The 25,127-nt window shown below is 40.1% G+C and carries 19 protein-coding genes; 12 read left to right on the forward strand and 7 right to left on the reverse strand.

All coding sequences use genetic code 11. From position 1 onward, the window contains the following. Positions 1-6: 6 nt before the first annotated feature. Together V6624_RS15360 and V6624_RS15365 are read left to right on the forward strand one after the other, a co-directional pair. The gene (locus V6624_RS15360) at positions 7-1,494 is read left to right on the forward strand and encodes a DUF3945 domain-containing protein (RefSeq protein ID WP_338839206.1); all 1,488 of its coding nucleotides are present in this window, start codon (positions 7-9) and stop codon (positions 1,492-1,494) included. A gap of 6 nt (positions 1,495-1,500) precedes the next feature. Next, positions 1,501-3,588: a DNA topoisomerase 3 gene (locus V6624_RS15365; RefSeq protein WP_338839207.1), complete on the forward strand. Its 2,088-nt coding sequence runs from the start codon at positions 1,501-1,503 to the stop codon at positions 3,586-3,588. 78 nt (positions 3,589-3,666) lie between these two features. Here the strand turns inward: V6624_RS15365 and V6624_RS15370 are convergent, their stop codons facing one another. Next, on the reverse strand, positions 3,667-3,843 hold the full coding sequence (locus V6624_RS15370) for a histone H1 (RefSeq protein WP_338839208.1): 177 nt from the start codon (positions 3,841-3,843) through the stop codon (positions 3,667-3,669). A gap of 172 nt (positions 3,844-4,015) precedes the next feature. Here V6624_RS15370 and V6624_RS15375 point away from each other — a divergent pair, with 172 nt between their 5' ends. Both V6624_RS15375 and V6624_RS15380 read left to right on the forward strand, forming a co-directional pair. Continuing rightward, on the forward strand, positions 4,016-4,453 hold the full coding sequence (locus V6624_RS15375; RefSeq protein ID WP_338839211.1) for a DUF1896 domain-containing protein: 438 nt from the start codon (positions 4,016-4,018) through the stop codon (positions 4,451-4,453). Beyond that, complete coding sequence (locus V6624_RS15380) at positions 4,440-9,836, forward strand: N-6 DNA methylase (protein WP_338839212.1); 5,397 nt, start codon at positions 4,440-4,442, stop codon at positions 9,834-9,836. The genes V6624_RS15375 and V6624_RS15380 overlap by 14 nt, the downstream gene beginning before the upstream one ends. A gap of 30 nt (positions 9,837-9,866) precedes the next feature. On the opposite strand, the gene V6624_RS15385 is transcribed toward V6624_RS15380, so the two are convergent. The 3 genes from V6624_RS15385 to V6624_RS15395 all read right to left on the reverse strand — a co-directional run bounded on the left by V6624_RS15385 (position 9,867) and on the right by V6624_RS15395 (position 11,983). Next, positions 9,867-10,880: a zinc-dependent alcohol dehydrogenase gene (locus V6624_RS15385; RefSeq protein ID WP_338839213.1), complete on the reverse strand. Its 1,014-nt coding sequence runs from the start codon at positions 10,878-10,880 to the stop codon at positions 9,867-9,869. Between the two features lie 124 nt (positions 10,881-11,004). After that, on the reverse strand, positions 11,005-11,592 hold the full coding sequence (locus tag V6624_RS15390; protein ID WP_338839214.1) for a porin family protein: 588 nt from the start codon (positions 11,590-11,592) through the stop codon (positions 11,005-11,007). 205 nt (positions 11,593-11,797) lie between these two features. Then, positions 11,798-11,983: a hypothetical protein gene (locus V6624_RS15395; protein ID WP_338839215.1), complete on the reverse strand. Its 186-nt coding sequence runs from the start codon at positions 11,981-11,983 to the stop codon at positions 11,798-11,800. A gap of 330 nt (positions 11,984-12,313) precedes the next feature. Between V6624_RS15395 and V6624_RS15400 the strand changes: the two genes are divergently transcribed. The 3 genes from V6624_RS15400 to V6624_RS15410 all read left to right on the forward strand — a co-directional run bounded on the left by V6624_RS15400 (position 12,314) and on the right by V6624_RS15410 (position 14,306). Continuing rightward, the gene (locus V6624_RS15400; protein ID WP_338839216.1) at positions 12,314-13,267 is read left to right on the forward strand and encodes an AraC family transcriptional regulator; all 954 of its coding nucleotides are present in this window, start codon (positions 12,314-12,316) and stop codon (positions 13,265-13,267) included. A 205-nt stretch (positions 13,268-13,472) separates the two neighbouring features. Continuing rightward, positions 13,473-13,988, forward strand: coding sequence for a MauE/DoxX family redox-associated membrane protein (locus tag V6624_RS15405; RefSeq protein WP_338839218.1), 516 nt, complete (start codon positions 13,473-13,475; stop codon positions 13,986-13,988). 18 nt (positions 13,989-14,006) lie between these two features. Further along, the gene (locus V6624_RS15410; RefSeq protein ID WP_338839219.1) at positions 14,007-14,306 is read left to right on the forward strand and encodes a hypothetical protein; all 300 of its coding nucleotides are present in this window, start codon (positions 14,007-14,009) and stop codon (positions 14,304-14,306) included. A 55-nt stretch (positions 14,307-14,361) separates the two neighbouring features. Here the strand turns inward: V6624_RS15410 and V6624_RS15415 are convergent, their stop codons facing one another. From V6624_RS15415 to V6624_RS15425, 3 genes are read right to left on the reverse strand one after another with little or no spacing between them, the layout of a single operon-like run. Further along, a complete protein-coding gene (locus V6624_RS15415; RefSeq protein WP_338839221.1) occupies positions 14,362-15,717 on the reverse strand; it encodes a RagB/SusD family nutrient uptake outer membrane protein in 1,356 nt (451 codons plus the stop codon). A 19-nt stretch (positions 15,718-15,736) separates the two neighbouring features. Next, positions 15,737-18,949, reverse strand: coding sequence for a SusC/RagA family TonB-linked outer membrane protein (locus V6624_RS15420; protein WP_338839222.1), 3,213 nt, complete (start codon positions 18,947-18,949; stop codon positions 15,737-15,739). 22 nt (positions 18,950-18,971) lie between these two features. Further along, positions 18,972-20,378, reverse strand: coding sequence for a TlpA disulfide reductase family protein (locus V6624_RS15425; protein WP_338839223.1), 1,407 nt, complete (start codon positions 20,376-20,378; stop codon positions 18,972-18,974). Between the two features lie 534 nt (positions 20,379-20,912). Between V6624_RS15425 and V6624_RS15430 the strand changes: the two genes are divergently transcribed. The 5 genes from V6624_RS15430 (at position 20,913) to V6624_RS15450 (ending at position 25,117) form a co-directional block, all read left to right on the forward strand. After that, positions 20,913-21,329: a helix-turn-helix transcriptional regulator gene (locus V6624_RS15430; RefSeq protein WP_338839224.1), complete on the forward strand. Its 417-nt coding sequence runs from the start codon at positions 20,913-20,915 to the stop codon at positions 21,327-21,329. A gap of 7 nt (positions 21,330-21,336) precedes the next feature. After that, the gene (locus tag V6624_RS15435; protein WP_338839225.1) at positions 21,337-21,753 is read left to right on the forward strand and encodes a helix-turn-helix transcriptional regulator; all 417 of its coding nucleotides are present in this window, start codon (positions 21,337-21,339) and stop codon (positions 21,751-21,753) included. A gap of 262 nt (positions 21,754-22,015) precedes the next feature. Continuing rightward, entirely contained in the window at positions 22,016-23,284 is a 1,269-nt protein-coding gene (locus V6624_RS15440) for a sensor histidine kinase (protein ID WP_338839227.1), read from the forward strand. Between the two features lie 208 nt (positions 23,285-23,492). Beyond that, positions 23,493-23,837, forward strand: a complete 345-nt coding sequence (locus tag V6624_RS15445; protein ID WP_338839229.1) for a helix-turn-helix transcriptional regulator — start codon at positions 23,493-23,495, stop codon at positions 23,835-23,837. Then, on the forward strand, positions 23,831-25,117 hold the full coding sequence (locus V6624_RS15450) for a type II toxin-antitoxin system HipA family toxin (RefSeq protein WP_338839231.1): 1,287 nt from the start codon (positions 23,831-23,833) through the stop codon (positions 25,115-25,117). The genes V6624_RS15445 and V6624_RS15450 overlap by 7 nt, the downstream gene beginning before the upstream one ends. The last annotated feature ends 10 nt before the right edge of the window (positions 25,118-25,127 follow it).

The raw sequence follows: 25,127 nt of genomic DNA on the forward strand, positions 1-25,127 counted from the left end.
CAGATTATGAGTGAAGAAACCACAAATAAACAGGAAATGCCCGAACAGTTATCGGACATACTACTGGTACTGGATAAAGAGAAAAAGAAAATTCAGGCGGTAAAGAGCATTGACGAAAACGGGAAAATGGAGACGGTTGATCCGACAAAGAAAAATCAGAACCAGTTTATGCGTGTAGATAAGTCCGGCGATTTCTTTTCCAACTTCTTTTCCAACTTTTTCAGCCAGTTAAAGAACCCCACAAATTTCAGCTTTTTCAAAGTGCCTGCACCTCTAGCTATCGATACGGCAAATGAAATGCAAAAGCAGGTAGATAAGCCAACTCCCGAAGGTGAAAAGCTGATGAAGGAGCACGAGGTAAAGGCAGAACCAAAACAGGAACATAAACAAGAAAATAAAAATAATATGGAAACAACACAGACGACACCGGAAAAAAGCGAATACCGCTTCAAGCCGGAGCAGATTGATTGGGAAACCATGAACAATCTAGGATTAGGCAAGGAACGCCTTGAAAAAATGAATCTGTTAGACCCTTTGCTAAGGGGCTATAAAACCAACGAGCTAGTACCTGTAAGCGTAAACCTGGGCGGTGCCATTGTTCGTACCGATGCCCGTTTGTCTTTACAACCTACCGAAGATGGACAAGTTGTTGCAGCGATACACGGCATCCGAAAAGAACCTAATCTCAACTTTGAGTTTTTCGGCCACAAGTTCACAGATGAGGATAAGAAAAACCTGCTCGATACAGGCAATATGGGACGTGTAGTTGATTTAAAGAATACTAAAACAGGTGAATTGATGCCGTCCATTGTAAGTGTGGACAGGCTTACCAATGAACTTATTGCTTTACGAACCGATTTCATAAAAATTCCTGACGAGATAAAGGGCGTAAAACTAGATGATGCCCAAAAGCAAACGTTAATGGAAGGCAAACCGCTTCAATTAGAAGGAATGATTTCTAAAAAAGGAACTGAATTCGATGCAACGGTTCAGTTCAATGCAGACAAACGCTATGTAGAGTTCCTCTTTGACAGAAGCAACCCCAATCAGCAGTCACAAAGCAACGGGCAGAATAACCAGCAGAGCAAAGAACAAAACAATCAGCAAGGCCAGCCGCAGGAAGCTCCAAAAACTTTCAGGGGAAAGGAATTGGACGACGAGCAATACAACAAATTCAAAGCCGGGCAAACGGTTTACGTTGATGGACTGATTGATAAAAAGGGACAAAAATATCAGGGCTATATCACGCTGAACAAAGAAACGGGGAAAACAGATTTCTCTTTTCAAAACCCTGACAAGCTGAAGGAACAGGCAAAACCTGTTGAAAGCCATAAAACACAAACTGCCGTCAATTCGGAGGGCAAGACCAACGAAGCCACCAAGAATATCAACGAACCTTTGAAATCGGGACAGCAAAGCCCGAAAAACAAACAACAGCAGGAACAACAGGAAAAGCCACAAGCTCCTGCTAAATCCAAAGGCAGAAAAATGTAGTAAAATATGAAGACAATCATTGCAGAAAAACCAAGCGTAGCAAGGGAAATAGCCGGACTTGTGGGAGCATCCGATAAAAAGGACGGCTACCTTACAGGTAACGGCTATTTTGTTACGTGGGCATTCGGTCACCTGATAGGACTGGGAATGCCCGAAGATTATGGGATTACGGGTTTTGACAAAGCATCATTACCCATATTGCCCAACCCGTTTTTGCTGACCGTCCGAAAAGTAAAAAAAGACAAAAGTTATACAGCGGATACAGGTGCATTAAAGCAACTGAAAGTTATCGAACAGCTTTTTGGCCGTAGCGACAGTATTATTGTTGCTACCGATGCAGGACGTGAGGGCGAACTCATTTTCAGGTACATTTATGAATACCTGAAATCCAACAAGCCATTTGAACGTCTTTGGATTAGTTCGCTTACCGAAAAAGCCATAAAACAAGGTTTTGATAACCTTAAAAATGGAAAAGAATTTGATGGATTATATCAGGCCGCACAAGGCAGAAGCCGTGCCGATTGGCTCGTAGGCATCAATGCTACGCAGGCACTCTCCATAGCCGCAGGCAATGGCATTTATTCGCTCGGCAGAGTACAGACACCTACATTAGCTTTGATTTGCAAACGTTATCTGGAGAACAAAAATTTCTCGGTAAAGAAATACTGGCAGATACAGTTATCGCATAACAAAGAACAGATAGATTTTAAAAGCCTTTCCAAAACCAAATGGGAAGACCAGAAACTTGCAGATGATACGCTGAAAAACATTCAGCGAAACGAAACGGCAACAGTCACATCGGTTGAAGCCAAAAGCGTTACGGAACAACCTCCCTTACTCTTTGACCTTACAGGACTGCAAAAGGAAGCGAACAAAAAGCTAAACCTTTCTGCTGAAGAAACCCTTAACATTGCCCAAAGCCTTTACGAAAAGAAGTTTATCACGTATCCACGTACCGGAAGCAAATACATTCCTGAAGATATGTGGGCGGAAATACCCAACCTTGTCAGGGCTTTGCAGGATAGGGAAACCTGTAAACAAGCCGTTTTAAAGATGAAATGGGGACGCTTCAATAAACGTATTGTGAACGATCTGCGTGTAACTGACCATCACGGATTATTGGTTACAGATAAAATCCCTTCGGCTCTTAATGCTAAGGAAAACGAGGTTTACGACATGATTGCCTCACGTTTGCTCGAAGCCCTTTCTGGGGCCTGTATTAAAGAGATAACCGATATAGGATTACAGGTCTTACATTACGATTTTACTGCAAAGGGCTGTAAAATTATAGAACCTGGCTGGCGTTCCATTAAAGGCAGTTTCTCTGATGATGATGGCGAAGCGATACAGGATCTGCCAGAACTGAAAATTGGCGATGAACTTAAAGTAAAACAAGCCTCCGTTCTCGAAAAGAAAACTAAACGCCCTGTACTTTATACCGAGGCTGGTTTATTGTCCGCAATGGAAACTGCCGGAAAGGAAATTGAAAATGAAGACGAACGGAAAGCCCTGCAAAATATCGGTATCGGTACTCCGGCTACCAGAGCCGCAATCATCGAAACCCTATTTACCCGAAATTATATCCAAAGGGAAAAGAAATCTTTGATCCCCACCGAAAAGGGATTACAGGTATATGGATTGGTCAAAGAACGCAAAATTGCAGATGTGGCAATGACTGCCGAATGGGAACTCGCATTGCAGAAAATCGAAAACGGCGAAGCTGATCCGGAAGAATTTCAAAAGCAAATGGAAACTTATGCGTTGTCCATTACAAATGAACTGTTGCAAACTTCCATAGCTCAAAACAACCTGCCTAAACTCATTTGTCCAAAATGCAAAAAGCAACATCTGATCATTCGTGATAAGATTGTCAAATGTCCTGATGAGGCTTGTAATTGGGTACAGTTCCGTAATGTATGTGGCGTACAAATCGACATAGCTGATATTGAAAGCCTTGTCAGTAAAGGCAAAACCTCGCTCATAAAGGGAATGAAAAGCAAAGCTGGAAAGAAATTCGATGCGTTTATCATATTGAAAGAAGATTGTACAACCTCTTTTGAGTTTGATAAAAACAAGGGTCACAAAAAAAAATAAATTTACTATCTGCCAATTAGTTACAGAATAATTCTTGATTTGTTTTCATAAGCCCTCCTGACCCAGAGGGCTTATTTTTTAAGCCTTAGATGCTTCCAAAGATGCTTTTCTAAATTCTTTTAATAGCTTCTCTAACTCTAAAGAAGTTTTTCTAGCCCTTGTTCCCGCTGCTTTGTTTCCTTTTTCTGCCTGTAATTCTGCGTCTGCTTTTAATGCCTCAAAGCTAGAATTGATTTTTTCGATTAACTCGTTCATTATGATTATAGATTAAAAATTAAAAGTGTACAAAAATACACTTTCTACCATTAAGTTTTGCAACCTTCCGCCAAATCCTACCTCTTAAAGCCAAACACTGCAACTTCTACAAACGCTCTAATCCTCTACTATAATTTTAGGCTTCAAGTGAAATTCTAAACAAAATTATAGTATGGATACTCAGCAAAAAGACCTATCGTATTTCAGATTACGACTACAAGAATTATTAAACACCAGCTTTCCCGAAAAGGCACACGACCACAAATTTATTGACCAGCGTTCCTCGTGGGCAGCCAATGCCTATGAAGGTGCTTTCCGTTCGGGAAATGCGATTGAGCAATGCAATGAAATAGCCAATTACATTCTCTTTGATGGCTTGCACTTCTCCAAATTCGACACCATATTTCAGGTAGTCAGCAATGAGTTCGACACCATCATGGCAGACGAGGAACTAAGACCGTTCGCCCTTAAAATGTTCACCGTTAGTGAGCCTGTATTTGCCCAATATGAGCTAACCGATGATTTCGCGTACAACACAGAGTACGATCTGCTCTATACCGAACTGACCGGAACCATCGCAATATGGATAGAGGAAAATGGGCTTCAGTAAAAAGCAACATCTCCAACAGAATATTGATGCCCTGCGAATTGCTTTTAAACTGGAAAAGGAGAACCGGCAAGCTACCGTAGGTGAAAGACTGCTAATGATGCAATACAGCGGATTTGGCGGTCTTAAATTCGTGCTGAACCCCATAGCAAATGAAATAGACATCAATAATTGGCGGAAAACGGAACACGACCTTTTCCCGATTACCCGCGAACTCCACCAGCTGCTCAAAGATAATTCCGAAGACGAAAAAGAATACCGCAGGTATGTGGAGAGTATGAAAAGCTCCGTACTGACGGCTTTTTATACCCCGCCAAAGATCATAGACGCAATTTCTGCAACCTTGCGTGAAAGCGGTCTGAGCATTGATAAGTTCCTCGAACCCTCCGCAGGTACTGGTTCGTTTATACAGTCATTTTCAGAACATCAAAAGGCCAGCGTTACCGCTTATGAAAAGGATCTGCTCACTGGCAAAATTTTAAAACAGCTTTATCCCGAAAGCAATATCCGTGTGAGCGGTTTCGAGGAAATTCCTGAAAGGGAACAAAAGAGCTATGATGTCATTGCTAGCAATATTCCGTTTGGCGATACTTCTGTGTTTGATCTTTCCTATTCCCGAAGCAAGGATGTTGCAAAAGTACAGGCCGCCCGAAGTATACACAATTACTTTTTCCTGAAAGGCGCTGATATGGTTCGTGAGGGAGGCTTATTGGCTTACATCACTTCACAGGGTATTTTGAATAGCCCTAAGAACGAGCCGATACGCAGAGCGCTAATGCAGAATAATAATTTGGTTTCCGTTGTCCGGTTGCCCAACAACCTGTTTACAGAATATGCCGGTACGGAGGTTGGCAGTGATTTGATTATCCTACAAAAGAATACTGCAAAGCAAAGCCTGACCGAAAGAGAAGATCTCTTTTGCCAGAGTAAGCCAACGGAAAACAATATCCCTGGCAATGCACTCTTTCAGGACAGCACAAGGATTGTGCATACTGACTATAAATTAGATACAGACCCTTACGGACAACCTGCGCTTATCTACACCCATAAAAACGGGGTTGATGGTATTGCCAAAGACCTCAGACAAATGCTTTCCGAAGATTTTGGAAAGCACCTGAATTTGAACTTATACAAAGGCGAACGGAATGATGAACCTGTGATACGAATTCCGGTTGAACCGAAAGTTACACCTCCGGTTATCGAACCAGTAATCATTCAGCAAAAAATGCAACCTTTACCCGTTCCGGCAACACATCAGGAAAGCCCACAGGAATTAAAGCAGTTGAGCATTTTCGATCTGTTTGAAAATGTGGACGAACCTGTAGCCGTTCTTGCCCCGCCAAAGAGAGCCACACAGGCAAAAAGGCAAAGCACAAATAAAAGTAGAGGTGCAATTGGTCGCCAACCCGACCTGTTCAGTAGTGCGATGCAGCAACATTATACGCCTACCATTAACAATAGAACTACTAACGGAAACGCAGCGACCAATGGTATAAAACAGGAAGCTGTCGGCGACCTGTTTTCAGGTTTCGGTGAGAATGGCCAAACTGCTCGACCTACTGTTACTAGTACTATTCCTGCGCCTGCACCATATAGTGGCAAACTCCAATCGTTCCACCGAAGCGATTGCCTTGTGGTAGATAATGGGTGGGTCGGCCATCTGCATGATGTGAATATAGCAGACAATAAGGCTGTTTTTCATCCATTGCAATTGCCGTCCTTGCAGAAAGCAAGAGCGGAAGCGTATATCGGGATGCGTGATGTTTACCAACAGCTTTACACAAAAGAGGCTCAGCATCACACCGAATACAAAGAAGAAAGGGAAAACCTAAACCGTTTGTACGATGCTTTTGTCAAAAGGTATGGCAACCTCAACAGTACCGATAATATCAAGCTAATCAAAACTGACAGTTCCGGTAAGGAAATCCCTTACCTGGAGCGTGTCGTTGGTGGCGTGGTACATAAGGCGGATATATTCAGCCGTCCGGTAAGTTTTTCTACCGTAACCATAGCAACCGACAATCCGGAAGAAGCTTTAGCGGCTTCGCTGAACAAGTATGGAAGCGTGGATTTGGACTTTATGTCCGAAATCAGTGGTATGACTGCTGATGCGCTAAAAGAAGCCTTACATGCTCGTATATATTATAATCCTCTGCAAATGGAATATGAAATATCCGAACGCTGGATTGCGGGCAATGTAGTGGAGAAAGCGGAAGAGGTACGGACCTACCTCGAAGGTTATCCCGATGATAACCAAGCCAAAGCAAGCCTTACCGTTTTGGAAGAAGCCCGACCAAGACGTATCGAATTTGAAGAGCTGGATTTTAACCTCGGCGAGCGTTGGATCCCCACCGGCATCTATGCCCGGTTTGCTTCGCACCTGTTCGATACGGATGTCCTTATCCATTACTCCGAAAGTGCCGATGATTTTTCCGTAAAGTGTGACCGGAAGAATGTACATATCTGGGATAAATACGCTGTAAAGGCAGAAAGCCGGACATTTGACGGAATTGCACTGCTTAAACACGCATTGGTCAATACTACGCCTGATATAACCAAAAAAGTAAAGGTTGGCGATCAGGAAGTAAAAGTGCGGGATATGGAAGCTATACAAATGGCGAACACCAAGATTGACGAAATCCGTACGGCATTTACCGAATGGTTGCACGCCCAAAACGATGAGTTTAAGAACAGGCTTACAGACCAATACAACGATACCTTTAACTGCTTTGTCCGTCCCAATTATGACGGAACACATCAGGACTTTCCTGGGCTGGATCGCAAGGCACTGGGTATCCAAGACCTGTATTCGAGCCAAAAGGACACCGTTTGGATGATAAAGCTGAACAACGGTGCTATCTGCGACCACGAAGTAGGTGCAGGAAAAACGTTGGTAATGTGTACCGCAGCACAGGAAATGAAGCGTCTGGGCTTAGCCCATAAGCCGATGATTATCGGGCTGAAAAGCAATGTCCACGAAATAGCCGAAGCCTACCGCACTGCCTATCCACACGCTAAAATCCTGTTTCCGGGCAAGGAAGATTTTACGCCTCAAAAGCGCCTGCGCATTTTTGGCGATATTAAAAATAATGATTGGGATTGTGTGATACTCACGCATGACCAGTTCGGGATGATACCGCAGTCCCCCGAAATACAGAAGGAAATTCTGCATATAGAACTGGACAGTGTAGAGCGTAACCTCGACGCCCTGCAATCACAGGGCAAGGAAGTGACCAGAGGTATGCTCGCCGGAGTAATTAAGCGCAAGGAAAACCTCGAAGTAAAGCTTAAAACCCTCGAACACGATATTGAGAACCGCAAGGATGATGTGGTGGACTTTAAAATGATGGGCATCGACCATTTGTTTGTGGACGAAAGCCACCAGTTCAAAAATCTGATGTTCAACACAAGGCATACAAGGGTTGCCGGATTGGGCAACGTTGATGGAAGCTTAAAGGCAATGAACCTGCTCTTTGCTATCCGTACCATTCAGGAACGTACGGGTGCGGATATGGGTGCTACCTTTCTTTCTGGAACAACTATAAGCAATTCGCTAACGGAACTGTATCTGCTTTTCAAATACCTGCGACCAAAAGCAATGGAAAAACAAGGTATCCATTCTTTTGATGCGTGGGCAGCAATCTATGCAAGAAAAACCACCGACTATGAATTTTCTGTAGCCAACAATATCGTAGCAAAAGAACGTTTCCGCTATTTTATCAAAGTCCCTGAGCTGGCACAATTCTACTCCGAAATTACAGATTACCGAACGGCAAAAGATATCGGTATCGACCGCCCCAATAAGAACGAGGTATTGTATAACATACCTCCAACGCCAGACCAATCGGTATTTATCCAAAAGCTGATGGAGTTTGCCAAAACGGGAAATGCAGAACTGTTGGGCAGGCCTCCGTTAAGTCAAAGTGAGGAAAAAGCAAAGATGCTCATCGCAACGGACTACGCCCGTAAGATGTCGCTTGATATGCGGATGGTAAGTGGCCGGTATGAAGACCATCCTGATAATAAAGCTTCGCATTGTGCTCAAAACATTGCCAAATATTACAACCAATACAATGCACAGAAAGGAACACAGTTCGTTTTCTCCGATTTGGGAACATACAAGCCGGGCGAATGGAATGTGTACTCCGAAATCAAACGCAAACTCGTGGAAGACCACGGCGTACCTGCACACGAAGTACGCTTTATTCAGGAGGCAAAGAATGATAAGCAACGCAAAGAGCTCATTAAAGATATGAACGAGGGTAAGATCCGTGTGCTGTTCGGTTCCACAAGCATGCTCGGAACAGGCGTAAATGCGCAGAAAAGAGCTGTTGCCGTCCATCATCTCGATACACCTTGGCGACCAAGCGACCTAGCTCAAAGGGACGGCAGAGCCGTTCGTAAAGGCAATGAGATTGCCAAATTCTTTGCTGATAACAAAGTAAATGTGATCATCTATGCCGTAGAAAAATCATTGGATAGTTACAAGTTCAACCTGTTGTACAACAAGCAACTTTTTATAGACCAGCTAAAAACGAATAACCTCGGCAAACGAACCATTGATGAAGGTAGCATGGATGAAAAATCGGGAATGAACTTTTCGGAATACGTGGCTATACTGTCAGGGAATACAGACCTGTTGGATAAAGCCAAATTAGAAAAACAGGTTGCCGGATTGGAAAGCGAAAAGCAGGCTTTTAACCGTTCCAAGTTCAGTTCTAAATACAAATTGGAAGATACTACCGCAATGCTTGAAAGTGCGCAGTCACGGCTTGATAAATTTAACCTTGATTGGGAGAATTTACAGGGGCGGATACAAAAGCATTCGGACGGCATCATTGCAAATCCTGTGTTACTGGACGGTTTACCGTCCAATGCGGACATAAAACAGATTGGTGCAAAGCTCAATCAGCTTGCAGATAAAGCACGTACAGGAGGTGAATACCAGGAAATAGGTAGTCTGTATGGGTTTCAGTTATTGGTAAAAACCGAAATATCCGAAAAAGAGGGTGTTGATATTCGTGTAAACCGCTTTTTGGTACAGGGCGAGGGTAATATTAAATATACCTACAACAATGGTATTATGGCGAAAGATCCCGAAACGGCGGCCATGAATTTTTTGAAAGCATTAGAAAAATTGCCTGGCTATATCGAGCAGGAACAAAAGAAAATTACCGAACTGCAAAAAGACTTGCCTATACTTCAGGAAGTGGTTAACGGAACATGGTCAAAGGAAAGTAGATTGAGCGAGCTCAAAACGGAACTTGCAGCTGTCGAGCGGAAGATACAGTTGTCTATTGCACCGCAAGAGCAGGCAGATACCGGGGAAAATTTAAGGGATGGAGAACGAACTCCATCCCTTCAGGTAAAATCTAGATCTTTGTAAATCTCTCCCAATACTGATGGGGAGACACTATTATTCCATATCGATGATAACCTTAATGACCTTTTTCGCTTCTATGGCCACTTGAAATGCCTCATGTATATTGTCAAGCCTATAGACCTTGCTTACCGTATTCCCAATCTTTGTTTCATTATTATTGATATATCCAACAACAGCCTTTATATCCTCGTGGTTATAGCCACTTGATCCCAAGATGACTACTTCCTTTGACATTACCTGCGAAAGATTAAGTGGTACTTGATTTTTATAAACTGCTATAAGAGATATCCGTGCACCGTGCTTTACCCATTTCACTATTTCAATAAAGAGTGCTGGAGCTCCCGCTGCATCAATATATATGTCCACATCGGGAACTTTATTGCCATGACTATCTATTTCACCGAAAATAGTTGCCAATCCCCCATTTAAGGAGTGTTTGGAAGTGTTAAGTGATTGCGCACCAATTTCTCTCGCTTTCTCCAAGCGCCACTCATCCATATCTACTACACATACGTTTGTCATTCCCTCAGCAATTAGACTGGCGGCAGCCGATAATCCAATTGGACCAGCACCCAGTACTACAATTTTATCCGTTGGCTTGGGGTTTGTACGGAAAGCCCCATGTCTTCCTACACTCATTGGTTCCATCAAAGCCATTGTTTCCAAGGGGACATCCGGGTTCATTTCGTAAAGGTTGTAATCGAGTTTGGCATCTTCAATTACTATATATTGTGAAAAACCACCACATTCCAGAGAATAAGATCTGCCAGCCCTTTTGGCGGTAATGGGGTTAACGCCTACTATCATTCCAACTTTGATATCTGGGGATACCATTTTACCAACCTGTACCACCTCGCTCACCATTTCGTGTCCAAATTCAGAGCCATATCTGATACCCATTTCCGAACCTACCTTTACGATATTAATATCTGTTCCACAAATACCCGCACGCAGATTGCGTACCAGAACATCGGCTTCCCCAATCTCAGGAATGTTTTTTTCCTCTATCGATATTCCCCCTTGTCCATTGTAAATTGCTACTTTCATGCTTGTAAAATAATTTAGTTATATATCATTAAAAAACCAATTTCAAAAAAAATAGAAAGGGTTGTAAATGGTTTGCTTGAACTAGCTTACCCTATCTATGCTGTTCGGTTATACCCAAGGTGATTTAAAAAATGTAGAACACACTAAGCTGGGCCACACTATTCTTAAAATCTCCTTTAATACTGGAAGATTTGAACTTGCCCACTTCCATAAATCCGTGGTAATATCGTGCGCCAACGCCAAGGCCTTTTACAGGACCTGCCCTGAACTGATATCCAAGTCCAGCCACTGCACCAGCATCAACTTTATCAGCAAAGTCTTCGAATGCGGTGTTTTTAGCATCTTCAATCAACATATTGGCCTGAGCGCCAATTTCAGCATATAGCCCGATATTGGAATGATATTTTAACAGAATTGGAACGGACATATAAGAGAGTTTCAGGTCGGTTTCCCCAAATAGTTTATCCTTTATTTTTGCTCCTTGGGTAGAGTATAAAAACTCTTCTTGGATGGACCATTTATTGGTAAGCCTGAAGTTGATAATTGCTCCTCCGTGGAAACCCGCAAGACCTTCGGTATCAAACCCGGCATCGGTAAAATTACTGTAGTTTCCTCCAGCTTTTAATCCAAAGCTTAAACGCTTGAACAATCCCTGGGCGAATGTTGTCTGTGCCGTAATTAATAAAAATCCGATCAAAAGTATTTTTTTCATTGTTTAAAGTTTTAGTTTGAAGCAAATGTATCAGCTTGTAAGAAGGGAGAGAATTTAAAAAAACCTAGCAGGACAAAAATGAAGGTGAACAGGACAAAGCTCTGTTTATTTGCCCGTAGTGTAAATTAGATTACAGGTATAGAAATATTATGAATTAATATAGTTATGAAATCCAAAAGTTATCCATTTACTTTTTAAGTATGGGCTAGTCCAGCTTTTCGCAGATATAGCCCAGCTTTACCATACAATCTGTAATGTCTTTATCTAGGCATTTTTCGCTTTCTACTCTTAAGATATTATCGCAGTCCTCCAAATCAAAATTCACTTTACAGTTAGAAACCTCTTTTGATACGATATATAATATTAGTTCAGCTTCTCGCTTGGTTTCCACATCCGTTCTAAAAATATTTACTATACCCATGATCAAATCAACTTAAATAGTTGGTAAAAATAAATTTTTACTCTTACCTATAACAGTTATAAAAAGCTGAAGCGGACAAAAAAAAGGATGAACAGGGTAAGGTAAGCATGATGCCCAATTATAATGTGAGTTCCGACCGCTATGACAACCTTAAAAGTGGTATTGGTTTATAGCGAACCCTCCCAATATGTACCCAAGTTGGGCGTAAAATTCGTTTTAATTTAAAAACTTTGCATCTTAAAATCTATTGTGAATAGATTTTAAACCATAATATGACATTTAAAATTTATACCTACGCTCATGAAAAACCCATATATATTTATGTTCGGCAAACAGGCCATATCTACCCAAAAAGTTTTTAATGATTTGCCTTATTGGAGCAGATACCCATTGTCTATAGGTACAGAAGCAGTTCTTCATCAATTGAAAAAAGGGAATATATTACTACAGCGACTTAATCTAAAGCCGTTCCTCATTGATCTGATTGAGCATAAAGCCGAAGAGCCCTTTAATATTGACCTGAAAATTACGGGAGATCAGATTTTCTTTTATTTTATGCTACATGGAAGCATATCTGTGCGTCTATATAAAACAGAAACTGTTGTCACAACATCGAGGGCAAACCGTTTTTATGTATCACAGACTAGGCCCGGCTTGCTTACCGTTAGTGGCGACAAGGGAGAGCATATAGGGCTGCTTGTTTCCATTGATACGGATTGGATAAAAAATGTGGCAAATGAGTTCGATACCCTGAAGAAATTTGTGGAAGACTTTCAAAACCTATCAAGGAAATATGAGATTATGCCACATTGCCGGATGGATAAGAAGATACACTGCTGGCTGAAGGAAATTTATTCGTTCGATAAAAAGAACAAGGGTGCGTTGGATGGGCTGTTGAGACTATATATATCACTGGCTCTGGAACATTACCACAAGTTGGTTAATGAACGGGAAGGAATGCTCATATATAGGGTAAAGCATTATATTGACAACCATTTCTGCGAGCATGACCTTAATGCCGCCAAACTCACAGATATATTTCATTCTACCGAACGCACTTTGAGAAACCAGTTTAAAACAGAGTTCAATACCACAATACACGATTACTATACCAAGCTTCGTATGGAGAAAGCAAGGTATTTGATAGATACACTGAACAAACCTGTTAGAGATGTTTATTTCGATGTTGGATATACGGATGAAAGTTCATTCCGATATGCCTACAATAAATACACTCGAAAACTCGGTAAATAAACATCTGTCAGCTCGCTACAGCTTGCTGTAGTTATGTTCTCAGCTACTTACAGGAAAATCCGGTAAGATTTCCCTGTGAATTTCCTTATCATTTTTACCGTTTTTCTGTTTCGCCATCCAAAAGTACTACCCAACTTTGTATTAGGAAGCAAATGGCGGCCAAACACTGCCACTTACTACCATTTTGGCTATTAAGAAATTAATTATGGTATGGAAGTTTACACATCAGGGTTTTAGCGGTAAAAAAGGCATCGCACTTTTACTGATCATTCTGTCTTTACTGGCATTATGGATACCTGTAACCATTGATAAGCTGACCGACTTTACTGCATTTAAAACGGGAATTCTTAACCAACCGTTTTCCAACGGTTTTGGATATGTTCTGATTTACGCATTGCCCGTTTTGGAATGCACTACGGTAATCTGTCTTATTTCTGAAAAATTAAGGGGTATCGGATTGGTCCTTTCTACTTTATTGATGGTTGCTTTTACGGGATATGTAGGGATCGCATTATTAGGCGCATGGGAAAAATTGCCCTGCGGATGTGGTTCGGTGATCAGTGGCATGACCTGGCTACAGCATTTCTTTTTCAACATGTTTTTTCTGCTCATCAGCGGAGCAGGACTTTATTTATGGTACAAATTGCGAGGCAGCAACGCGGGAAGCGAAACTGCCGAGGGCGGGTCGGCCAAAAGACTATATAATAAAAGTATTCTTTAACATCAAAATTTTAAAGCAATGAAAAAATTAAAATTAAATCTGTTTATGGTAGCGGCTGTGGCAATTGCAGCGGTAACCATGTCGTTTAAAATGGCAGAAAAAAGTGCCGGTAATTCGTCAATAGACGATGTGGAGGTATGGCAATATACCCAATCAACCACAGCAGGACACAGCAATCCAGCAAACTATATCCCTGCGACTGGTAGTGAAAGCTGCCCTAACACTTCAACTGTTCGTTGCACTCTTAAAGCTCCCGATAATGGAAGTGGACAACCTGATCTTTCACAAGCTACTAACATTACTTTTAAAGCAAGATAAGTAGCAGTAAAAACAAAGACGGATTGTATTAATAACGGTCCGTCCTTGTTTTATTCTACCGTAAGTTTTGACTTATTCCTGTCATTTCTATAACTGCGGAAGGAATTGGAAATGAATATCTATTATCGTTGGGGGGTAATACAAATTCATTACCCTCGACCGTTCTCCTTAAAGTTACAGCAAATCTTGGGTCTTTATTTAACCTTTTTAAGTCAGACCACCTTAATCCTCTAAAAACTAATTCCTTTCTTCTTTCTTGCAGTATTATTTTCAATGCTTCATCAGCTGTGCTTGCAGATAGTGGAGTAAAATATCCCATCAGCCATCTCTTTTCCATTAATGTATTCAGGTTTTCCATTGCGTGGGACGTATTCCCTAGTCGTGCATAACATTCTGCCCGAATTAAATATAATTCATCTGTTGCCAAACCATTAAATAATCCGTCATCGCCATTATATCCTGACTTATAGCTATATGAACCGTCATTATTGCTTACAAAAAACAGAATTGTCCTTAAATCATAAGTATTGTATGATGAGTATAAATCAGGTTCGACTTTGGGTGCAGGGGCGTATGGCAGGTAGTTCCATAGCCGTGTGTGAAAGATAACTTCATTATTAAATAATTGAAATGGAAAATCTGTTGTTGTATTTAAGCTATTATAGTCAATAAGGTTGTCGTTAAAGGAAAGGGCATTGTTAGCAGAGGCAAGTGCCTGTTCGTGTTGACCAATATTTAAAAATACTCTAGATAAAAAAGCATGGGCAGCGGCTTTTGAGGGTCTCGTCTTCAATGTGGTGCTTTCATTCAACAATCCAACAGCTTCTTTAACATCATTTATAATCTGTTGATAGCATATCGCTACCGATGATCTCGTTGTTGGTATATTAAAGTCGGATGATAGCCTTAGCGGAATTCCGGGGTCCGTATTTGAGGTTGCACTGTCCCATGCTTTTGAAAAAATCTGTAATAAACTATAAAAAGCATAAGACCGATAGAATAAAGCTTGGCCTCGAATATCATCTATCTGATTTTGCGTACCGTTTATATCTCCTTTTGCTATCGCATCGAGAACTACATTTGAATTGTAAACCGTAACATAAGGTAACGACCAATCGTTTCGTTCATACTCATTAAATACATTATCCCCCCAAATATAGCTTTGTTGCTGGGACTGCTCCGTAAGAGACTGCCAATCTTCGGAAAGCAGATAAAAATCCCCCGCGGCAAATTCCCCCGATGCTGGATATATTGTTGTAAAAACATCTGTTTTATTCATTAAAGCTTGGGCATCCTGTACGGTTGAAGGTACGACTAATTTTTTATCAGGTTTTTCTTCTAAGAATTTTTTGCATCCCATTAATATCAATAGGACAATAAATGACAATATGGATAATGTTTTTCTTTTCATATCTCTTAGTTATTCTAAATTAAAATGAAGCCTTACAGCCTAAAGAAACAGTTAACGGAAGCGGAAAACCTCCTGCATAATAGTCAGGGTCAAGTCCAACTTTGTTTGCTCTCCAAAGGATGCCAAGGTTGTTCATGTATGAATAGATTTGTAACTGCTTTATGTGTTTACCCTTTTTATTTCTGCTTAATGTATAACACAAGTTAATATCCTGCAATCGTATATGGTCCCCTTTTCCCACCAATACAGTTGAATTATTATAAAAGGCGTCTCTCCCCGAATTTGCAGGATAAGGCATTGATGGAACATTTGTACGTTGTTCATCTCCCGGTTTTTGCCAGCGCTGTAAGTAATCGGCGTGTCCCCCTCTCCAATTTGCATAAAGCGCCAGATAATCAATACTACTCCTACGGAAGTAATATCCTCCTTTATACATAAAATTAAATGAAAGAGAGAAATTCCAGTAGGATAGAGTATTACGTATCGAGCCAAATACGGTTGGTACGGCTGATCCATGATAGACTAAAGTTGAAGGAGCGCTTGAAATTATCGAATAGTAATCCTTACTTATTTCGCCATTTAGATAACCTTGTGGATCTCCATTTTCAGGGTCAAGACCAGCCCAATCGTAACTATAAATACCGTAAACAGGATTGCCTACAAATGGTGAAACAAGCAGTCCATATCCAACATAATTAGCTGCGGTGGCTGATGATGATATCTGATAGTTAGTTACCTTATTTTTAGTGTAATTTAAAATGGCATCTGATTGCCAGTTAAACTTTCCTTGTATTATATTTCCATGCAAAATTATATCTAAACCGTTGCCCTTCATATTGGCAACATTACCTTTATATAGAAATTCGCTGGCCGGAGATAGAACACCTGTAGTCGGATCTATTGGGGCTTGCCCAATTAAATCTGTCCCTCTTCGTGAATAGTAATCTATACTTCCCGATAACCTATTGTTTGTGAAACCGAAATCAAGTCCTATGTTTAACATAGCTGATTTTTCCCAACGTAATTCAGGATTACCAGGACTAAATACATAAGCATAGTCAAGCCCAGTAAGGTAAGCATTAGTTCCATATCGTATTGTGGTTAGTGCAGAAAGTGTATTATCAACATTTCCATTATAACCATAGGTCATTCGGAGTTTTAATAGAGGTAATATGTCCAGTTTATAGAAGGGTTCTTTATTTATCTGCCAGCTGACCCCTGAAGACCAAAGAGGAACACCTTTTTGATTTGCAGATACACCAAATAAATTGGAGGCATCTTTCCTTAGACTTGCTGATAAAGTATATCTATCCATCAGGGTATAGCCAGCATTTCCATAATACGACGTAAAGCGTAATAGGTTATCTCCGAAATCTGTGGGATTTGGTATGCGTAACGTTCCTCTAAGATTGTTATAAGTGGGAAGTAAATCTGTATAGTTTATACCTCCGAAAGTAAGTATGTCATCATTATATCCGTAAGTACGGTTTCTATTGGATGTCGTATGTGTTTCTCTTACCTCCATACCTGCAATTGCAGATATTCGATGTATAGACTTCCATGATTTATCATAATTTATTTGACCTCTTCCAACATGAGATTGCATACTTGAATTAGCAAGGTCTAGAATACCACCTATCGGAACGCGGTACCCCATTGTTGAACCATTTCGATAACTGAACAGATTGACCCAATTCCGTGCTGTGAAACTATTTGGATCGTAAACGTTTCGAGAGTTGCCAGATTGCTGTTCATATTGATATCTGATCTCTACGCCTAATCCATTATCCAGTTTATATTGCATTCCTGTATTTAAACGGATGTCGGTTTGTTTGGAAGTATTATTTGCCATATTCAGTTCATCTAATGGTCGATATTTCCAGTCCAAAAGCTTCCCTGAACCTACAGTATCAATATATGCTAAACGGTATTCATATGGGATTGCCAAAGAATTCCCATTTTCATCTGTTAACGAAGCATAAGGATAAAAACCTTTTGGAGAGGAACTAACAGTTTGAATACCTGAATTATTATTCTGCCTGTTTATCTGCGTAAAAATAATACCTGCTTGCAGATATAATCCTTTAAAGGGATTAAGGTTATTTTCAGACCGAAGAGTTAATCTTTCTAATCCGTTACGCTTTAAGTTTTCATTATTTTTATCCCATCCGGCAGATAGAATGTAGTTGTATTTGCTAGAGCCACCACTATAACTTAGTGCATATTGCTGATTAAAACTTGGCTGGTAAAAGTACTTATCTAAATCTCTACGAACATCATTTTTCTTAAGATTTTCTGTTTGCTCATTTACTACTTGGTAAGATAAAGTTCCATTTCTTTGTTGAGCTAAAAGTTCAATAACGGGAGAAACTACAGGTCTTCGGGCATTGTTCAATGTTGCGTTATAGTATCCCTTGTCAAATAGAAATTGTTCCAATTCAATAAAATCTGACGAACCTAAAATCGGAGCATAATAAAGGTCGGGTCTGCTCCCATAGGTTAGGTTAGCCGAAAAGTCTAAAGTTGCTGGTCTGTTATATTTTCCTTTTTTTGAGGTAATTACAATAACCCCATTAGCTGCCCTAACTCCCCAAATGGATGCCGCCGCCGCATCTTTAAGAAAAGTGATATTTTCAATATCGTTCGGATTAATATTGTTGATGTCTCCATCGTAAGGAAAATTATCCAACACGATCAATGGGGCTGCATTTCCCATAATTGTACTGCTTCCCCTGATTGACAAGCTTTTTCCGCTTGCTCTATTGTTGAAATTCAAACTACTTACTCCTTCTAAACGACTAAGAATATCTGTACTAACGCTTCGTTTAATCAATGCTTCACCTATTTTTTCAAAAGAACCCGTTGCCCTTTCTTTAGACAGGCTCTGGTATCCAGTATTAACTACTACTTCTTGAAGCTGTGTTGCTTCTGCTGTTTTAAGTGTTATTACAATAGGAGAAGTGTCAGCACGTGTTATATACACTTTTTCATCTCGATAACCTATATAGCTAACCCATAGTGTATCAGAATTAGATGTAAGAAAAATTGTAAATATGCCGTTACCATTGGAAATAATGTTGCCTTTTGCATTAATAAGTCTAACACTACTATTGGTTAGTGGATTATTAGTTTCATCGACAATTTTTACAGAAATTGGACTGTACTGATTGTTTTGTGCAACACAGAAAAGTGTTATATAAAAGAAATAAATTGTAAATATTATATGTTTCATGAAGACCTTTTTATTAAATAGCTTAATTATCACTGATTATGAAAAACTCAACCTCTCGTCTGCTTTTTTCAAGGGAAATACCTTGCTTGCGAAGTGCATCTTGAAAGGGCTTTATATTTTCTTTCTCTGGCTCAGAGAATTGTAAATCAAGAGTATTTAAACAATTTGTCTCGTCAACAACGTTTAAGGGCAATACCTCATTTAGATATCCATATAATGCATCCATAGTATTGCTTTTGATATATTTTTGAGTACTATCCTTATCGAACAAATTATCCTCTCTCTTACCACCTTTCGAGTAGGATTTTTCAATGCTAGGTAGAGCTGTTAATACATAACATTCTGTTATGCGCTTTTCAAAACGGGCATTTAGACCGAAGAAGCGGTTAAGATCTTCTGCCATCTGTTCACGTACTTTGTTTTGTGAACTTAAAGGGGTTATAAGCTCATAACAGTAAGTATTGTTTTTTAGCCAATCTTCTTGGCTATTTTCATTCCCCAAAGTCTGTAATTTAGAGGGGTCTTTAACGTCCAATACGATACGATTTTGGGGGAATGTTTCAATCTTACTAAATGCGAGAGTATATAACATTAATAGTTGACAATTGACACAGTAGATACGAGATGTTTCCTTTTCCTTATCCGCTATAACTGATGAGGTAATTTGCCCAAGCCCAGAAATCGGATCAGAAAACAGTGAGCGGTACTTTATTGAACTCCCATCACCTCCATTACCATCCATGAAGAGTGGTTTTTGGGGATCGAATGTCATTAAGTCGTTTTTATAGGGCATCTTAACCTCATTCCCCGTAATCTTTACCTGAATATTTTTTCTATTTACAGGTTCGCACCCTGTAATAGCTGATATTTTTCCTATTTTATTTATCCAGATATAGTGAGGGATATATTTATGTGGAAAATACTCCTGCAAATTTTTGTCATTTACAACTGTCGGTAAGCTCCATTGTCGAGACTTAAAATATTTTTCCGCTTTCACCGAATTTTCGTTGGTGATAGGAATGACAATGAAATCGTCTTTAAAATCCTTTTGAATTGTGTCCAGTTTATATAAGGAACTAATACAAGGTGGGCACCAAGTAGCCCAAAAATCCAGTATAATCAGTTTGTCTTTGTAATCGGCAAGTGTAATGATCTGTTTGCCCTGGGGATGGTTTACTACCTGCAAAGGCAAGTTCCAAAGTTCATCGGGTATTTTATCGCCAATAGAAAGAGGTGTAGGTTTAACACTGTTAGCAACCTTAGCAGAAGTCACTTGTGCGTGGCTCTGCTGAAATAAGGTTGCATACATGAGAAAAACCATTAGCAACATATGCTTTGCGGTTATACCCATGTTCTTACCCCACGTTCCCAGTGCTGAACTGTGGCAAGTTTTTGGAATAGATATCCCTTTACGTAATGAAACGCTCATAATTAATCTGTAAAAAAGGTTTTATAAATAAATTTATCTCCGTTGCACAACGGACCTTACTATACAGGTGCTTTTATGAGAACACGTAAAAAGAATATTTTAGAGAAGAATAACACTACGGGCTTGTCTTCCCGGTTTATGGAAATATAAACGTTAGTTAACTTATGAGACAGTTGGTATAATAATTGGCTTCGGCCACCAGCAGTAAAGGGAGGGGATAATTCAAGGAAAGGGAAAGTCCGGTTTTTGTGAAACCGAACTTTTTGGCCTTTCCAATTCACCAGTGCCTCAATATGAAAAACAAATGTGGTATTGTAGACTTTATTTTTGGAAGCGGTTTTACACGTGAGACAAATGGATGATAAAATAGCTATCTCGCTTAATATGCAAAATCTGTTATCGTATATTTCTGCCACATTCATTATATGCAATATCGGAAAGCACCTTTGTTGAAAGAATTATTTCTGGTTGTCTTTCATTGGTTTTTGGTTGTCTTTTATTATCTTTACTGCATAAAAATTTGTAAAAGAAAAGATGAACGATAAAGATTACACACGCAGCACAGAAACTATTGAGGAAAATCATCAGGGAAGAAACCTTCAACGTATACGAATTTATCTTGGAATAAAGCAAGAAGTATTGGCAAGTGATCTTGGAATTTCTCAACCCCAGGTTTCTATTATAGAGCAGCAAGGTGTTATCGAAGTATCCTTATTGGAAAAAATAGCTACAGTTTTGGGTGTTACACCAGATTTGATAAAGAAATTTGATGTTGAACGGGCAATTTATAATATCAATAGCTATAAAGATAGCACCATCCAACATGGTGACAACAGTACACAAAATATTCATCCGTTGGATAAGGTGGTAGAATTATATGAACGCCTGTTGCAAAGCGAAAGGGAGAAACTAGAGTTGTTCATCAACCAAAAAAAATCAGTCATAAACTAAATTTATCATGGAAAGAGAAAAAGATATCATCTATTCCGAGGGCAAAAACCACATGGGTATAAAAATAGGTAGTGCCAGGAGATTAGTAGGTATTACGCAAAAAGATTTGGCAGACCGTATGGGCGTGACCAAACAGGCGGTGTCTAAATTGGAACAAACCGAAAATGTGGACGATGAACGTTTGGGAAAAGTCGCCATTGCGCTTGGTGTAAGCATAGAGGGTTTGAAGAAATTTGATATTGGGCAGGTCCTCTACCATACCAACAATTTCTATGAGAAAGTTGAAGCAACGCATGGAGGTATAGCTGGTTCAGTAAGAATTGAAAACAATCACCAATTTTCAGTTGAACAGGCTAGCAAGCTGTTCGAAGAATTGCTAAGAATGGAACGTGAAAAATTCCAGCAAGCCAAAGGCCAGGAATAATTAACGATACAGGAATTTCGTGTTCTTATGTAACAAGTTAAAAAGGATTACCTGGTATGGGTCGTCCTTTTTTTATGCCGATTAGTGAAAGAGGGCAACCTGTCTGCTTCTTTTTGCGGGCAGTTTCTTTGCCCTACTTTCTTCACGTACTGGCTGGTTTTCGGCTTCCTAAATCATTGGGTTTTGTAAAAATAATCAGGAAACTATCTTTACAAATATTCTTCTTTGAAATTAACACGCTAACAATTAAAAATTCGCCGGGATGAAATATTTTAAAATAGACAATCTATTACAGTTAACAACAGAGGGTTATCAATTTGTTGTTTGTATCACACACTATGACAAAGTAGGAATGGTGATTGCATATTTATATCCTTTTAAGGATAGACATCTGGCAGAGAATTTTGCAGAAGAATGTATGGAGTACCATCCCGAAGTACTTGAAATTAGTGATCAATCCAGGCAACTGCTAGACAACAGTAACTTTGCCGAAATGTACCTCTCTAGTATTGGAGAACTGTACCTGAGGGCAAGTTATTTTGATAATTCTGAAACCATTTACGTTCTTGTTGACAAAGATCTGAATATAATTGATGTAAATGAGGCAATGCTGAGAAGCCCCCAGATGAAAAGGTCTCAGTTCATTGGTAAAAATTTATCTGAAATATCCTCCAGTACTGCCGAAAGAGGTTTGGACAAGGCCTTTCGTGAGGTGATACGTACTGGAAAGTCGATCATATTGGATGACGTTAAGGGCGATAGCAGGTACGGCGAAGACTACTTTAAGGTAAAAGCTTTTAAGGTGGGTAATGGCGTAGGTATCTCAGCTTCTAATATTAACAACCTGATAAATATGATCAATGTGCTGGAAAACTATGTTTATAAATCATCACATGATATCAGAAGCCCTATTTCAGGCGTATTGGGTCTGTTGGAAATAATTGAGGCAGATAATGAAAAGGATCCTGACAAACTTCGTGAATACCTCAGCATTATACATGGGCAAATTGGGCGATTGGACGAGCTGACAAACATGTTGCTACAGTCTGTAAAATTGGAAAAGCACGTTCGTCCATTTGAAGAGATCGATTTTCATAAAATCGTATCCGATGTACAGGAAATGCTTTCTTATATTGATGGTTACGGCGAGGTTGATTTTCATAAGGCAATAGCCGACATTGATGGGTATTGCTTTGATAAAACAGTATTGATTTTTCTGTTCCAGAATTTAATTGACAACGCTATTAAATATAGAAAACGGAACGGTAGTGAAGCACCGTATGTAAAAATAGAAGTAAAACGCATTTCTGACGGAATAGTAATAACAATTGCGGACAATGGATTAGGCATTAATGAAAAGAAACAACATAAGATCTTCAATATTTTCTTTAGGGCCAACGAAAATCTTCCGGGAAATGGCCTTGGGCTTTACACGCTGAAGAACTCGCTGGAAAAACTAAACGGAAAAATAGCAATGCACAGTGTAGAAAATCAAGGAACTACTTTTACCATTTTTTTGCCCCTTTCGTAATCCATTTCCCTTATTTTATCTATGATACTGTTTAGGAATTCCCAGCTTATATTTCGCCAACAATAGTTTTGAATGAAATCTGATGCATTATGGTGAAAAATCAACAACAATGAATGATTTATCATACATTTACACTACATTTGTTTAGTGTTTCAAAATTTGTATATTTGAATGATATTTTACGCATTAACAATAAATACTGTTATTTATGAATGATATATCATACAATTCCGCACATAGCGATAGCGCTATTCTGGGTGATATTGGCGAGTTCCTCAAATCCAAGCGGATAGACCAAAACCTTACACAGGATGAGGTTGCAGAGCGGGCAGCAATAAGCCGATCAACCCTTAGTCTTGCAGAACGTGGCGAGAATATAGCACTTGCCAACCTGCTTAAGATACTGCGTGTACTTGATGCCCTATACGTGTTTGAGCAGTTCAGGACAGCACCGCAGATAAGCCCATTGCAACTGGCAAAAGAAGACGAAAAGAAACGTAAAAGGGCATCAAAAAATAATTCTCAACCAAATAATGATGATACGGGATGGTAAAGACAGCCTTTGTAAAACTGTGGGGCAAAAGAATTGGTGCCGTAGCCTGGGACGAGAAACAGGAACTTGGATTTTTCGAGTATGACAAAAAGTTCGTTTCCGGTAAGCTGGAAGTTGCACCGGTCAAGATGCCGTTATCGCCACGGGTCTATTCTTTTCCGGAACTGCGCAGTACGGCAACCTTTAAAGGTCTTCCGGGGCTTTTGGCAGATAGCCTGCCGGACAAATACGGTAACGAGCTGATCAATATCTGGCTGGCCAGAAACGGGCGTCCCGAAAATTCGCTCAATCCTGTAGAACTGTTGTGCTTTATCGGCAGCAGAGGCATGGGTGCACTGGAGTTTGAACCTACCACCTTATCTGCTACGGGGAGTTCACGTTCTATTGAGCTTTCCAGCCTGATAGATACAACCATGAAATTACTGGAGAACAGGGAAAATTTTGAAGCCCATACCGACCATGACATGCAGGATGTTTTGCTCGATGTGCTTAAAATGGGAACCTCCGCAGGTGGTGCCCGCCCCAAAGCAATTATTGCCTACAACGAAGCTACCGGCATGATCCGTTCGGGACAGACCTTACAGGAAAAAGGCTTTGAACATTGGCTGATCAAATTTGATGGCGTCCAAGATACCCAGTTCGGGATAACCTATGGCTACGGGCGGGTGGAAATGGCCTACTATAAAATGGCTACCGATGCAGGTATTGATATGATGGAGAGTCGATTGATTGAAGAAGAAGGACGGGCTCATTTTATGACCAAGCGCTTTGACAGGAAGAACGGCAACCAAAAATTGCATGTACAGACGTTTTGTGCCATACAGCATTACGATTTTAACCAGATCAGCAGTTACAGCTATGAACAACTGTTCCAGACCATGCGACTATTGAAACTCTCCTATGCCGAAGCGGAACAGATGTACCGCCGTATGGTATTTAACGTGTTTGCCCGAAACTGCGATGACCATACCAAGAACTTTGCCTTTTTGATGGAACCGGACGGTAAATGGAAATTGGCTCCCGCTTATGATGTATGCCATGCCTACCGACCGGACAGTGATTGGGTGAGCCAGCACAATCTGGGGATAAACGGTAAACGGAAAGATTTTGTAAAAGATGATCTGCTGGTCATTGCCAAACAGAATTCTATCCGTAATCCGGAAGGTATCATTGCAGAGGTATTGGATATTGTAAATAAATGGACTGAATATGCCAAGAAATACAGCGTTGATACAAAATTGGCAAAAGCCATTGATAGTACGCTGATAAGAACCATTTAAAAAAAGGACT

The sequence above is a fragment of the Flavobacterium ginsenosidimutans genome (genome assembly GCF_037478105.1).
GTDB classification, from domain to species: Bacteria; Bacteroidota; Bacteroidia; order Flavobacteriales; family Flavobacteriaceae; genus Flavobacterium; species Flavobacterium ginsenosidimutans.

What these genes read in the sequence shown, in the direction of transcription:
- V6624_RS15445 (WP_338839229.1), top strand. Translation starts at nt 23,493, where the DNA reads ATGAATGATATATCATACAATTCCGCACATAGCGATAGCGCTATTCTG.
- V6624_RS15380 (WP_338839212.1), top strand. Translation starts at nt 4,440, where the DNA reads ATGGGCTTCAGTAAAAAGCAACATCTCCAACAGAATATTGATGCCCTG.
- V6624_RS15370 (WP_338839208.1), bottom strand. Translation starts at nt 3,843, where the DNA reads ATGAACGAGTTAATCGAAAAAATCAATTCTAGCTTTGAGGCATTAAAA.
- V6624_RS15390 (WP_338839214.1), bottom strand. Translation starts at nt 11,592, where the DNA reads ATGAAAAAAATACTTTTGATCGGATTTTTATTAATTACGGCACAGACA.
- V6624_RS15440 (WP_338839227.1), top strand. Translation starts at nt 22,016, where the DNA reads ATGAAATATTTTAAAATAGACAATCTATTACAGTTAACAACAGAGGGT.
- V6624_RS15400 (WP_338839216.1), top strand. Translation starts at nt 12,314, where the DNA reads ATGAAAAACCCATATATATTTATGTTCGGCAAACAGGCCATATCTACC.
- V6624_RS15420 (WP_338839222.1), bottom strand. Translation starts at nt 18,949, where the DNA reads ATGAAACATATAATATTTACAATTTATTTCTTTTATATAACACTTTTC.
- V6624_RS15415 (WP_338839221.1), bottom strand. Translation starts at nt 15,717, where the DNA reads ATGAAAAGAAAAACATTATCCATATTGTCATTTATTGTCCTATTGATA.
- V6624_RS15435 (WP_338839225.1), top strand. Translation starts at nt 21,337, where the DNA reads ATGGAAAGAGAAAAAGATATCATCTATTCCGAGGGCAAAAACCACATG.
- V6624_RS15375 (WP_338839211.1), top strand. Translation starts at nt 4,016, where the DNA reads ATGGATACTCAGCAAAAAGACCTATCGTATTTCAGATTACGACTACAA.
- V6624_RS15365 (WP_338839207.1), top strand. Translation starts at nt 1,501, where the DNA reads ATGAAGACAATCATTGCAGAAAAACCAAGCGTAGCAAGGGAAATAGCC.
- V6624_RS15450 (WP_338839231.1), top strand. Translation starts at nt 23,831, where the DNA reads ATGGTAAAGACAGCCTTTGTAAAACTGTGGGGCAAAAGAATTGGTGCC.
- V6624_RS15360 (WP_338839206.1), top strand. Translation starts at nt 7, where the DNA reads ATGAGTGAAGAAACCACAAATAAACAGGAAATGCCCGAACAGTTATCG.
- V6624_RS15425 (WP_338839223.1), bottom strand. Translation starts at nt 20,378, where the DNA reads ATGAGCGTTTCATTACGTAAAGGGATATCTATTCCAAAAACTTGCCAC.
- V6624_RS15405 (WP_338839218.1), top strand. Translation starts at nt 13,473, where the DNA reads ATGGTATGGAAGTTTACACATCAGGGTTTTAGCGGTAAAAAAGGCATC.
- V6624_RS15385 (WP_338839213.1), bottom strand. Translation starts at nt 10,880, where the DNA reads ATGAAAGTAGCAATTTACAATGGACAAGGGGGAATATCGATAGAGGAA.
- V6624_RS15410 (WP_338839219.1), top strand. Translation starts at nt 14,007, where the DNA reads ATGAAAAAATTAAAATTAAATCTGTTTATGGTAGCGGCTGTGGCAATT.
- V6624_RS15430 (WP_338839224.1), top strand. Translation starts at nt 20,913, where the DNA reads ATGAACGATAAAGATTACACACGCAGCACAGAAACTATTGAGGAAAAT.